Annotated in this window: 8 protein-coding genes; 4 read left to right on the forward strand and 4 right to left on the reverse strand. The window is 36.2% G+C overall.

The features are described from left to right. Positions 1 to 1,158: 1,158 nt before the first annotated feature. The 3 genes from H6G77_RS32300 (at position 1,159) to H6G77_RS32310 (ending at position 5,510) form a co-directional block, all read left to right on the forward strand. Entirely contained in the window at positions 1,159 to 2,547 is a 1,389-nt protein-coding gene (locus H6G77_RS32300) for an ATP-binding protein (protein WP_190594724.1), read from the forward strand. A gap of 35 nt (positions 2,548 to 2,582) precedes the next feature. After that, positions 2,583 to 4,412, forward strand: coding sequence for a protein kinase domain-containing protein (locus H6G77_RS32305; RefSeq protein WP_190594725.1), 1,830 nt, complete (start codon positions 2,583 to 2,585; stop codon positions 4,410 to 4,412). 63 nt (positions 4,413 to 4,475) lie between these two features. After that, complete coding sequence (locus tag H6G77_RS32310) at positions 4,476 to 5,510, forward strand: lipopolysaccharide assembly protein LapB (RefSeq protein ID WP_206758066.1); 1,035 nt, start codon at positions 4,476 to 4,478, stop codon at positions 5,508 to 5,510. On the opposite strand, the gene H6G77_RS32315 is transcribed toward H6G77_RS32310, so the two are convergent. The 4 genes from H6G77_RS32315 to H6G77_RS32330 all read right to left on the reverse strand — a co-directional run bounded on the left by H6G77_RS32315 (position 5,468) and on the right by H6G77_RS32330 (position 11,727). Beyond that, the gene (locus tag H6G77_RS32315; protein WP_199331730.1) at positions 5,468 to 7,960 is read right to left on the reverse strand and encodes a CHAT domain-containing protein; all 2,493 of its coding nucleotides are present in this window, start codon (positions 7,958 to 7,960) and stop codon (positions 5,468 to 5,470) included. The two genes, H6G77_RS32310 and H6G77_RS32315, sit on opposite strands and share 43 nt — an antisense overlap. After that, positions 7,957 to 10,416 carry a filamentous hemagglutinin N-terminal domain-containing protein gene (locus H6G77_RS32320; protein ID WP_190594727.1) on the reverse strand — a complete coding sequence of 820 codons (2,460 nt, stop codon included), beginning with the start codon at positions 10,414 to 10,416 and terminating at the stop codon, positions 7,957 to 7,959. The genes H6G77_RS32315 and H6G77_RS32320 overlap by 4 nt, the downstream gene beginning before the upstream one ends. 84 nt (positions 10,417 to 10,500) lie before the next feature. Next, positions 10,501 to 10,977: a GNAT family N-acetyltransferase gene (locus H6G77_RS32325; protein ID WP_190594728.1), complete on the reverse strand. Its 477-nt coding sequence runs from the start codon at positions 10,975 to 10,977 to the stop codon at positions 10,501 to 10,503. Positions 10,978 to 11,472: 495 nt separating this feature from the next. Beyond that, on the reverse strand, positions 11,473 to 11,727 hold the full coding sequence (locus H6G77_RS32330; RefSeq protein WP_190594729.1) for a hypothetical protein: 255 nt from the start codon (positions 11,725 to 11,727) through the stop codon (positions 11,473 to 11,475). 258 nt (positions 11,728 to 11,985) lie between these two features. Here H6G77_RS32330 and H6G77_RS32335 point away from each other — a divergent pair, with 258 nt between their 5' ends. After that, positions 11,986 to 12,927, forward strand: a complete 942-nt coding sequence (locus H6G77_RS32335; RefSeq protein ID WP_190873780.1) for a hypothetical protein — start codon at positions 11,986 to 11,988, stop codon at positions 12,925 to 12,927. Positions 12,928 to 13,044: the final 117 nt, after the last annotated feature.

A 13,044-nucleotide genomic window follows, 5' to 3' on the forward strand; every position in this document is an offset into this window, starting at 1 on the left:
AATCTGGCTCTGGTTTCTGAACTCTAGATTGATCTTGACTACGCTGCTCTTTACAAAAATTTACTTAAAAGAAATATAAATTTTTTGCCAAAATGCCAAAAACGTTCAGCAGAAACTAGCTTCACGTATACCTTTGTTCTATAATGGCATAAGTAAAGCAGCGTGGGCATCTTTTGACAAGTTAGTGGATAACAGCGACCAAACTATTCCCCACTTTCTACGTCATATCCTGATCAACCCCGCTCTAAAAATAGAATATTTTGTTGTTCAACTTCAGGCAAAGCGATACTCCTTAGTACGTTTTGCCTACATTTTTATATGTGCCTTGTTTTCCTCCACTTCTGGTTAGACGCATCGACAAGCTCGATCTTACAAAACTTCGCGTATTTTCGCATCTAGCAAGATTTTGATTGTTTACTCCCGTTACCTCCGGTTTGATGAATTTTTGTAAAGTTTGCCCTATTCGTTGAAAGCTTTTCTCAAGGCATCCTAAGTAAGGCAGTTAGTTACTTTTGATTAAATCGCTATAACTCTCTTCAGCAAGAAATCTATTGGAATTTTTCATACATAAACCCCTTGACGCAAAAACTCTTGAGGCTGTCAAAGAACTCGACAAAATAGTATTTCTTCGCTCTAGGAATATTTTTGATTTTTTGATCAAGCACAGCTAATTATTACATTTTGTTTTTTAATTTTTATCTCACCTCCAGATTTTGCTTGTGTGCTTAGGTTTGATTACATATAGCTGATTGCTTGATATCCTACTAATCAAGAATAGTATCATATACACCTATTCAAGTTCAAACTTTTAGGCTTAAACTTGGCAGTATAGAGATACATTAACAATTCTGGCTAGAAAAATCTACAGGCAAATACGATTAATCAAACAGGTTGTTGCTGCAAAAAGTTACACTTATTAATAAACAATTAACATGAGCAATTATTTTTACATATATTGGCTAAGTAAGCTTATCAAAAGAAAGAATTGGCAATTCGCAGAGTATTATATGCTACATAAGATATTCCAAAGATATTCCAAGTAAAGAAAGTCTTATTCCAGGAAAAATAGATACTACCAGTCTCCAAATGGAGAATAATTAAGGTTTATTAAATAAAAGTTCAAACTTTTATTTGAAATCAAATACATAGAGATAAGTTATGGAAGTTAAAGAAGCGATTAGATTTATAAATGAATTGGTGTATGCAAAGCAAGGAAGATGGCTAGAAGAACCGGAAAAAATTGTTATTAAGGCAGCTTGGTTAGACCTAGAGTACAAAGAGATAGCAGATAATAGCCCCTATGGATTTGAGATATTACAGCGTCGTGTAGCTCCAAGCTTGTGGGTATTATTGACAGGAATTTTAGGAAATGGGGAAAAAGTTACAAAAAAGAAGCTTAAGGCGATTGTAGAACAACAAAACCATAACAAGCTTAGTAATACTAAGTCTGATTTTAAATTTTTAGATATTTTAGGAGGTAATCCCCCGGAAGTCGCTAAATTTTATGGTAGAAGTCCAGAATTAGCAATGCTGCAAGAGTTAGTCATTCGGGAAAAATGCGTGGCAGTTATAGGAGAAGCAGGAATTGGCAAGAGCGCATTAGTAGTTAAGTTACTTCAAGCTTTGGATATTCAAGATTGTTATTTCAATGGTTTTATTTGGAAATCTATTGGCTACAGCCCCTCTTTGTCTAGTTTAGTTACTGAATTTCTTAAATTAATATCGGAACTAGAAAATCAAAATTTTGATATCCCTAAAAGTAGTGAAGACAAAATAACGCTATTAATTGAGCGATTAAGATTAAAACCTTATTTAATAATTTTAGATTCAGCAGAGGCTTTACTACAAGGAGATAGAAATAAAAGTCCTAATCCTTATGGAGATGAATATATAGAGTATGGAACATTCTTTAGAAGAATTGTAGAAGCACAACATCAAAGTTCTTTAGTATTAATTAGCAGAAAACCATTTGTTGATATTACACGTTTACAAAATAAGGGGCAATCTGCTGTTGTGCTGAAAATTGAAGGATTGCGTAGAGACGCATTTGAAATTTTGCGCGATAAAGGATTAAAAGATGAACATAAATGGGGAGAATTAGTACAAATATATCATGGAAACCCTTTAGTTTTAAATATTGTTGCAAGTAAAATAAAACTATTTTTTAATAATAGTGTAGAAGATTTTCTTGCTTTGAATACAGTTTTATTAGATGATATTATAAAAGAGAACTTAGACGATTACTTTAAAGGTATAGGGAGACTAACAATTTTAGAAAAAGAAATTGTAATTTCGTTAGTTGAAGAAATGGAAAATAAACAGATTGATTTAATTTCAAATACCGAATTGTTAAGTTTGTTAAAAACAAAGGGAATAAGAGTAAGTACATCTGATTTTATTGATGCTATCAATGCTTTGATTGAACGCTTTTTAGTTGAACAAATACTAAATAATCAAGAGGAGTTAATGTTATATATACAGCCTGTAATTAAGAAATATATTTATACATATTGCCATCAGAAGCAAGGGAAATTTTCAATAATTTAATCAGTATAATACAAAAATAAAAGAAAGTTAAATGTGTGGCTTACTGTATCAATCCTAGTTGTAAACATCGCCAAAATCCAGACGATGTTCAAAAGTGTTTAAATTGTGGAACAGAATTACTAATAGATGAACGATTTCGTCTAATGAAACCATTGTGCTCTTTAGACTCTCGCCATAATACGGAAATTTTTGAGGCGGAAGAGAATGGTAAGCGCAAGGTAATGAAAGTTTTAAAGTCTTCAGATCCTAAAGCAGTTGAGTTGCTGGAGCGAGAAACGCTGACCCTGCAATTATTTGCTCATCCAGGGATTCCTAGAGTGGTAGATGATGTAATTAGTGTGACCCCCAATAATAGCACTCTTGAACTGCATTGTTTAGTAATGCAGTTCATTGAAGGGCAGAATTTAGAGGAATGGGTAGAAGAAAACGGGAAAATCTCTCAAGAACTAGCAATAGGTTGGTTGAAGCAGCTAGTAGAAATTATTGATGAAGTGCATAGAACAGGATATTTTCATCGAGATATTAAACCTTCTAACATAATTTTGCAACCGAATGGACAGTTGGTTCTAGTTGACTTTGGCGGAGTAAGAGAAGTAACAAATACTTATTTAGCGAAAGTCAGTGGAGTGGGTGGAAACGATATAGGATTGGGTGGAAATTATGAAATTACCGTACTTTACAGTGCTGGATACACACCTTTGGAGCAGATAAACGGTCAGGCAGTGCCACAATCAGATTTCTATGCCTTGGGAAGGACTTTTGCATACTTAGTAACAGGGATAGGATTAACTAACTTGCCAACAGATCAAGAAACAACAAGGTTGATCTGGAGAAATAAAGCCCCACAAATTGAGAAACCTTTAGCTGACTTGTTGGATGATATGATGGCTCCAGCCCCAGGGAAGCGTCCGGCAGCAGCTAAATTTATATTGCAAAGATTAGATAATTTGGAGATCCAATCCAAAATCTATCGAATTGTCAAAACACCAATATTTAAACTTAGTGCCAGTATTTTATTTATATTAAGCTTGTTGGGTATAAGCTATCTATCATTACCGTTAGTAGCAAATCATTACTTAGAGCAAGGAAAGAAAGCTCAAAAAGAAAACAGGTTATCGGAAGCTGAGAATCAATTTCAATTAGCAGTAAAACTGAAACCTAATACAAGGCAAGCAATCTCGCAATATTATTTAGAACAAGCAGATAGAAGAAATATTCCTTTAACTGACTCTAGAAAGTATTATGAATTAGCGATTAAATATAATCCAAAAAATGATGTAGCTTATAATAACTTAGCATTATTATGTCAGCAACTACATGATATTGATTGTGTAGAGAAGAACTATCAAGTATTATTTAAGCTGAAACCTAATTCATGGACAGGACACTATGGATTAGGAAGTTTTTATGATAATAACGGTGAATATAAATTGGCTATTGAGCAATATCAGTTAGCAATAGAAAGCAGTGAAGAAGCGATATATGCAATTAGTAATTTAGCAAGATTACAAGTTATAGAAGGGAAATATGATAAAGCGATTGCTTTAGTTGTACAGGGATTAAAGAAAACTCAAGAAACTGAATTGCAAGCAGCTTTATATAAAACTTGGGGTTGGGCGGAATTAGAGCAAAAGAATTATGTTCAAGCTAAAAAATATTTAGAAAACTCAAGACAATTATACCCAAGAACAGATACTTATTGCTTACTAGCACAAGTGCAAGAAAAAAATAATGCGGCTCAAGATGCACGACTTTCATGGGAGGCGTGTTTATTAGCTCAGTCGAGTTTGCCAGAGGTTCAGCAATGGCGACAACAATTTTTAGATCGTACTTTAGGAAAAGTCATACCGAAGTCTTCTCCTTAAACATAAAAGTTGTTCTTGAGTTCATGTAAGCTAACAGTTGAAGGTAGCTAAACGAGAAAATTAATGTTCCTGGGATTACTCACCCAAAAATTTGTCAAGGCTAGAGTTTCAATGGTTTCATTAGTATTGATGACTCTAAATTGTTCCGTAGCAATGGGTCAACCTCAACCAATGGCAAAGGATTCTTGTACTAATTCAATAGCGAGAATTTACAACGAGGGAGATCGCTATTTACCCAAAGGCAGTTTACTTTGCCCAGGAGATCGTATTAATCCCAAAAGAATTGGAGGTAAAGTTGAGGTTTTATGTTTTTTGAATGGGAGAATAATGCAACTAGCAAGTGGTTCGATATCGGATGCACCTGATAAGTGTAGGCAAGCAACTCCAGGAAGCAAGAAAAGATGTACATTCCAAACTCCACAAGATTGTCCAAAATTTAAAGGCCCTGGCGAAGTTGGAAATGAGCCAATCATCCTGAGTCCTTATGGCAGTGTATTACTTCGCCAAAGACCTGTATTGTCTTGGTATCCAGTAAAAGGAGCAACCAGCTATAAAGTTTATGTCACAGGCTACAATCTTGATTGGCAGTTAGAGACGAAGAACACCACCTTACCGTATCCACAAGACCAAGCAGAGTTTCAGTATGGCATCGTTTACAAAATTACTGTACTTGCCAGAAAACCACAACAAACAACTAGTTCGATACCCTCAGTGGTATATATGCTTTCACAAAGTGACGCACAGGACACTTTAGAAAAAATCAAAAAAGTGAAAGAACTGGGCTTATCACCAGATGAAGCGGCTTTACTCGACCTAGATGCTGTGTATATGGAAAAGAGTCTATTACACCAGACAATCGAAACTATGAATGAAAGAGTAGCAGCCGGTAGTCAAAACCCAACTCTTTATCGAGTATTAGGCGATCGCTACTTGGAAGCATGGCTACCACAAGAAGCAGAAACTGCATACCAAAAAGCGATTGAATTAGCGCAAAGTAGTGGCAATGCTAGAGAGTTAGAAACTGCTAAGGAACACTTAAGAGTGCTAAAAGAAACTCAAAGCCAGCCGCCCACTAGTATAAAACCTGACCAAAAGTAGGGGTGATTATATTTGGGATCGTTCAGCAAACTTAACTGTGCAAGTCTAAGTGCTTCGGCTTTCGGAATGCCATTTTTTAAACTTTGATAAAAAACCCTCATCAGTTGAACAGTGGAGACAGCATCTACTTGCCATAAGGTCGCAACTGTACTTCTGGCTCCGGCCTGTGCCGCTACACCTGCAATCCCTAATGCTGCTCTTTTGTTGCCTTTAGCCGTTTGACAAGCACTGAGAACCAATAACTCAATCGGGTCTTGATTTTGTTGAGTTTTTAGCCAACCATTAAATTGTTGAATATCGATAGGCTTGTCCCAGGCTAACAAGACTGTGCGTTGAGGATCAGAACTAAATTGACCGTGGGTTGTTAGGTGAACAATCGGGAAATTTGCTGTTGTCAGTTCTTGCTGTAATCTTTTGCTAGTAAACTTTTCATTCAGCAACTTAGTTGAAGATTTAGTTTTTTGATTAATTTCAGCTACTTCTTGTTCCACCTCTAGCAAGGCTTGCAAACCTTCGGGTGCATTTGGGGCATAGAAGCTTGGGCTAACTTTAGAAAGTCCGGCAATTAAAGCTTTTAGCTCTTGGTTAGACAAAGCTTTTAAAGGTCGAATTTTTGAGCCTAGAGTTACTGCCATACTATAGTGCTTGATTAAATAATCCTGTCCATCGTGCAGCAATACCAAAGGTATACTCTGAAAAGAAGTGTCCAAACTAAATACCAGTGTTCCTGATGAAGGCAAATATTTTTTGATAGGTGCAAACAGCAACTGGTAAAGGGCTTGAGATTCGGAAATGATAATGTCTTTTTCAATAGCAGCTAATCTCTCGTCTTGTAGACTCAACAACAGATTGTTGACATGAGATTGAACCAGCTTTGAACTAGTAACGTAATGATGAAGGGAATGATTAGGAGATTGAACAATAATTAATACTAAATCATTAAGGTTAATGATTTTAATTAATGTAGTATTACTAGATATCTTAACTTTATCTAAAGAGATTAAATCTAGCTTTCTGCACTGAAGAAAATTTTCTAGTTGTGTTAGTTGAAGTTGGTCATCTGTTTGTTGAATTAACCTTAAATTAGGAAACTGACCGTTCAACAACAATCGCATATAATTTCGATATATAGGTTCAACAGTCTCTTGAAGCGAAAATTGCAAATCTGCATTTATTGTCCCTAGTTCATCTCGAATTCGTTGATAGCTTTTAATTGTGGCTTCATAAAAATGAAGAGCTTTTTCATATTGCTTATAGTTATTATAGAAAATACCTAATTCTTTTTGCCATTGATAAGCGAGTTCTAAATCTTGAATCGATTGTGCAATACTAAGAGCTTGTAACCAAAGATATTCAGCTTTTTTCGGTTCTAATCTACCTAAAACTCCTAAACTATAAGATTGCATTCTTTGGTGATTTATATGTTTAGCTAATTCAAAGGCTGATTGGGCAACTTCAATAGCGGTAGTATGTAACTGCTCGTCTGATATTTGAGCTAAACTATTAGCGAAGTTTATTTGAAAATGAATTGATTGATTGGCAGGTAATTCATTAAATAATGCAATATTTTGTATTATTAGCTTGATTAATGATTGAAGTTGCGGCTGAATTTGAGTTTGGGTTTCTACCAACCGTTGATTTTTTGATTTAACTGCTACTTTTAGCCATTGTGAGAAATCTATTAAAAGTTTTACACTGTTTAATTGTGATTGTAACTTTAAAGAAATGCTGGCTGTTTTATTAACATTTATTTGTTGAAATATTTTGAGAGAGCTTAAGGCAGAATCTATAAGAAAATCACTTAACTTATCTTGAAAATCAGGCTCTTCTATTTCCGAATATTTATTTCTCAATTGGTTATAGTAAGCCTGTTCTGTAATCCCTAAAGAAAGCAAAACATTATTATTATCAAAAATTGGTGATTGCTGGGCAGACTCTAAAATTTTTTGTAAAACTATTTTTGATTCTGATAGTTTGCCCAACTGACGCAGTACATCCCCCAAATTATGCAATGCTAACAAGTAAATTGGTTGGGAATTGAGGCGTTCAACTATGTCAAAACGATTATTAATAGAATCGTTTGGCTGTTGTGGTTCACAAATCCAGCTTTGGGTAACAGAATTGATGGCTTCTAGAAGTGTCTTGCAAGCACGAGGATACATACCTAGAGCTTGCAAAGCTATATTTTGATTAATTAAACTTCCGATAATGTCTTCCTGAGATTTTAGTTTTTGATAAATTATAGTTGCTTTCTTGAAACTATCAAGTGCTTCTGTTGCTTGCCCTAAATCTAATTGTTCATTACCTTTACTTATCAAGAATTGTGCTTGACTTTGTTGCATTTCTGGAGTCACAGCAAACCCTGATATTACAAATGATTGGCTAACACTAATTAATAACCCTAACGCACCTATTAATAGGTACTTAAATAAACGACGAAGTTTAATCATTGAGTTACTGAAATTTTAGTATGACAGGTTGGCTCAGAAAAAGCGGTATTAACTGTTGTGTTAGCTTGGGCAACTAAGGTTACTGTGCCGTCATTATTAAATTGCCAACCTTGGGCGGGAATGATTTTGGTAGTTGATAACTTTGGTTCGTCTAAATTATTGATAGTTGAGGCAGTGTTTGAAACTCTAGGTTGCCAAGTAGGATTTATATATGCAGATTCTAATGGGCTAGATGGTAAACCACCTTTACCAGTTATGACAAATCTATTTTCTGCACCAGCCTTTCCTGGGCAAACTGATGCTATTTCTGGGGTTGATTTAGGTAATTCTAGTTGAGCATTAACCAGGGGTGATTGAGTTCGGGAGACATTTGTTTCAACATTACCATCAATGCCTTGTTGCGAAGATGCTGTAACCAGACTGTTAGGAGATAGAAACAGTCCTTGGGTGTTAATTCTAATATTGCCACCTCTGCCCTGAAAAGCATCTGCTGTGATGCGGCTGTTATTGAAACCAGCGATGACATCAGCATTGATTCTGATGTTGCCGCCGTTGCCATTCGTACCTTGTTGGCCAGCCGTGGCAGAGATATTGCCATTATTTAGTTGAACGAGCTTTGACTCAATGCCAATATTTCCACCTTCGGCGATCGCGGTGGTGGCACTGATACCTCCACCATTGGAAATGTTGATTCTGTTTGCATTGATATTGATGTTTCCCGCATTGCCAATGCCTTCGTTGCGGACGGTAATTAAAGCGTTGCCAGTAACATTTAAAACAGGTGTATTAATAATAATATTTCCTGAGTTTCCTGAAGGAACAGGAGGAAGCCTAAATAAATTTCGCAAGACTTGAGACTCAACCTTGGCTGATGAAATCACTAGCGACGGATTTAAGGAATTAAGTGTTGCATCTATATTTATGGATTTGGAGGCATTGATAGTAATGCTCCCACTATCGCCGCTTGCAAAAGTAGAAGAATCAGTTCTACCGCCTTCTTGAACTAACAAGCTCGCTGTATTGATTTCTAAATTACCCGCATTACCAGTATTGAAAGCTGTAGCAGATAAAACACTTGGCTGAAAGGTATCTGGTGCATAACCCTCAACCATTACGTCAGTTGCATTTATTGTCAAATCTCCTCCTCTACCAGATCCAAAGGTCGAGGCTCCTATTGCACCACCACCTGTGGCAATTAGTCGTTGTGCTGATATTACAATGTTGCCAGAATCTCCCGAACTAAATGTTCCAGAGCTAATAAGGCTAAAAAGAGCAGAATTGCGAGGTGAAACTCCAACTACATTCACAGAATCAGAAGCCTTTACGACTACATCACCACTGTTGGCAGAACTAAATGTTAAGGAATTTATTTGTCCTCCATCCCGAAGAATTAACGTTCGAGTTGATATTGTTGAATCTCCAGCTTTACCGAGTCCTAAAGTCTCATTTCGTAAACTACCAGCAATTCTAGCGATTGGATCAGTACCATTTATGTCTAAAGAGTTAGAAGCATGTATGTTAATTGTTCCTCCTGCTATTGATCCTTGATTCTGAATTAAAATGACAGAGCCATCAGTAAGTGTGATGTTTTGCCCTTGTAAGTATATAGAGCCGCTAATAATACCACTAGTATCAACTAGAGAGCGTTTTAAAAGTTGAATATCCTGAAAAGAAACTGTATTATCATAAGACAAGTTCCAACCAGAGGATGTTTGTGTCAAGTTAACCAAACTGTGATTTCCTACACTACCTAGTTCAACCCTCCCGCCTTCAGCTATTATCTTGCCACCATTTAAAATTAAATTCCCTCCAACCAATGCTATTGTCCTTGTTGGCTGAACTTGTAAACCTGTTGAGCTACTTCGTCCCAATACTGGGGAGAATCGTGAACCAGTTAAATCGTGTCCTGTTCCTTCGACATTAATTGCTTTAGGGTTACTTCCAAATAGCAGTCCGATAGGTGAGCTTATGGTCAGTATTGGTGTAGCTTGGTGTTTATTAGCTGTGAACTCAAAGCCATCTGCAAACTTGATACTGTTTGCAGTACTACCAATAAAGGAACCACCAATATTTAGCTGGGCATTTTGTCCAAAAATAACTCCGTTAGGATTGATTAAAAATATGTTTGCTGTACCGTTAGCACGAATTAGTCCATCAATATTAGAAACAGAACTACCAGTGACTCGACTTATAATATTCTTAACATCTAGCGAATTGTTAAAATAAGCTTGGCTCCTATTAGAAACAGAAAAATCTTTAAAGCTATGAAACAAATTTTCTCCTAATTTTGTTCCATTTTCTATAAATATAGTATTGTTGTTGATTTTTATACTTGTGTTATTTGGTAATGTGCTGTCTGGAATGATTTGAGAATAACAAGTTAGGTCATTTAGTATAAGACAACCTAAAGTAATAATTACTTTTAAAAAAAATAAATTGTATTTAAGATAAAGCATAGTTTACAAGAGCTTAATTCTTTACAAGTTAGAGTCATGTAATAACTTATTAAAATATTTATTTTTTGCAGCTAATTAATTTTTTTACAAACAGCCTTTGTTTTTTGCATATTTCATAAATATTACGGAAGCATTAAAAAATCTATTCCGGAAGTGAGATAAGCGAAACTTAAATTTAAGAGGGCATGGCAATTCTTCAAAAAGAACGGGTGTAAAACCACATTTTATATAGAATTCTATTAATTCTCGTTTGACACATTTTAAATAGAGAGGTTGGATTGCTTCATTAACTAAATTTTCAACTAAAAAACTTCCTAAACCTTGATTTCTAAAATTTGGAGCTACGTATAAGCTACCTAGTTCTTGTGCAATATAATAATTTCGTATTTGTCCAAATGCTATCAAACGTCCATGATATTCAATTACTAAAAATTGCTGCCACCTCATTTGAGTAGGATCAAGTCTAGCTTTGAAAATTAAAAATATAATCAACCCGATATCGCAAGATTTGGCTTTTCTAATAACATACTGGTTTTGAAAATATAAATTAGTCTTTGTCATTGAATACAAAATATAAATTAGCAAAAAATAATTGGAGCAAGATAAACATAATAATATAACTTACTTGTAGATAATTGAGAAACTGACAATATACATAATGTAGAGATAAATGAAAACTTAAAAAACATCAGACAATTTCTAACTATTTTAAGTATATTCTCAAATGTGGCAAAGTTTGACAATCGAAAATCTTGATTTTAATACTAAAGTTAAGTTTAATTATTTTTTACTTTTAAAATTCTTAAGTAAACAATTAATCAATCTACCTTTGGATAGAAAAATCTAGTGTATACCTAATTAAAAATATGCCAAAAGTTAGATGTTTTTTATTTAAAAACCAGAAGGTAAAAACTTTATCTTACCATCAGGTTATGTCAGTGCTACAAACTTCTCCAACCTCAGTAGAAACCTAAAACAAATCAGTAGTCAGCTAAAGTAGACTACTGAAATACATGATATATGCGTTAATTATTGCAACTATCTAAAGATAGATTATCAATCACAAAACCCATCAACCCGCAAATCCCGCCAAATTTCCGAAACCTGCCACCCGGAGTTACCCACAGACTGAAAAAGCGGAGCATAGATCGAAAGCTCCTCGGCGACTGTGTGAGTGACTTCTTGTGCTGGCTGCTCAACAATGGGATCTTCAACGACAAGCTCAACTGGAGAAAGTTTTTCGGTGGCTGGCTGTGGCGCAACAGACTTTTTGAGAGCGCGGAACTCTGGTTTTTTGATAATGGGGTTCATGTTTGTTCAGGTGTAAAAGGCTGGGATTAATTAAATATCCCATCTATAGTGAGTGATTATGGTAGTACCAAACAAGTAGTGATAACAGGGTAGTAAGTTTGGTCGATGAATGACGTGGCCAATAACAAATGCAAAGATAGAAGCAGCCAATGAAAAACCCCAGCCCTTTTGAACGGGTTGGGGAATTGTATAAAAGACTATTCTCATCATGACACAACCAAAAACTTGTTCCACCATCTTTAGCCTGGAAGTGGAACAATGACCAACTCTTCTTCTCGCAAAAAGACCACAGCCCAAGCTTCAGCCAAACCAAAGCCTGCTCCTAAAATTCAACAGCAGGATGACCAGCATTTAGAAACCATTGAGGTGAAGGCTGTTGAAGTAACGGCGGTGGAGGTAACATCTGCCGTTACTTCAGAAGAGTTAACAGCAGATGAACAAGGCGATCGCTTGAACTTGGAACGTAAGGTCGAACACGCATTTTACGAAGCAGGGAAAGCTTTGAGGGAGTTGCGTGATCGTCGGCTTTATCGTTCGACGCACAAAACATTTGAGGAGTATTGCCGCGATCGCTTTGGGTATAGCCGGCGACAACCTTATTTGTTAATGGATGCGGCAGTAGTGTTTGATAACCTGAAAGAAAAATGTGATCCAATGGATCACATTTTGCCGACTAACGAACGACAAGTGCGACCGATGATTCATCTAGAACCCCAAGAACAGCAGAAAGTATGGAAACAAGCAGTCCAAGAAGCTGGCGGAAAAACCCCATCTGGCCGCATAGTCCAAAGTGTTGTAGATAAAATTCGAGAACGCACCAAAGTACCGAATCCCTACCGCGAAGGCGAAATCTGCATACTTGTTCCAAAGGACAACCCAGATTTACGAGGTAAGGGCGGATGCTGGGGTGTAATAATTCATGTTGGCGATTACAGTTGCACTGTTCAAACTTGGGACGGGGAATACACAGTCAAAATTGAACACCTGAAATCCTTAGAACTGCTGGATGATGATTGTAAATCAATGCAACAGTTATGTATGCGATTGCGGCGATTGCATCAAGTGGCAGACCATGACCCGGCTGTGGATTGGCTGTTGCAGGGGTTGGGGAAACAGGCGAAGCCGTATTTGTCAGGGTTGCAGGCGAGGATATTAGGGGCGATGGAACGGGAGTATAAGCTTGAGGAAAGAAAAAAGTGAGCCACCTCCCAGAAATCAGGATTGATACTGTACTTTGTTTGAAAGGCAGTGTCTTAATGGTCTTTTACACACCTGGACAATGGTGACGTTCTCTCCCGTTAACCTTGCGGTATAACA

Source organism: Aulosira sp. FACHB-615, assembly GCF_014698045.1.
Classification (GTDB): domain Bacteria; phylum Cyanobacteriota; class Cyanobacteriia; order Cyanobacteriales; family Nostocaceae; genus Nostoc_B.

What these genes read in the sequence shown, in the direction of transcription:
- H6G77_RS32320 (WP_190594727.1), bottom strand. Translation starts at nt 10,416, where the DNA reads ATGCTTTATCTTAAATACAATTTATTTTTTTTAAAAGTAATTATTACT.
- H6G77_RS32330 (WP_190594729.1), bottom strand. Translation starts at nt 11,727, where the DNA reads ATGAACCCCATTATCAAAAAACCAGAGTTCCGCGCTCTCAAAAAGTCT.
- H6G77_RS32300 (WP_190594724.1), top strand. Translation starts at nt 1,159, where the DNA reads ATGGAAGTTAAAGAAGCGATTAGATTTATAAATGAATTGGTGTATGCA.
- H6G77_RS32325 (WP_190594728.1), bottom strand. Translation starts at nt 10,977, where the DNA reads ATGACAAAGACTAATTTATATTTTCAAAACCAGTATGTTATTAGAAAA.
- H6G77_RS32315 (WP_199331730.1), bottom strand. Translation starts at nt 7,960, where the DNA reads ATGATTAAACTTCGTCGTTTATTTAAGTACCTATTAATAGGTGCGTTA.
- H6G77_RS32335 (WP_190873780.1), top strand. Translation starts at nt 11,986, where the DNA reads ATGACCAACTCTTCTTCTCGCAAAAAGACCACAGCCCAAGCTTCAGCC.
- H6G77_RS32310 (WP_206758066.1), top strand. Translation starts at nt 4,476, where the DNA reads ATGTTCCTGGGATTACTCACCCAAAAATTTGTCAAGGCTAGAGTTTCA.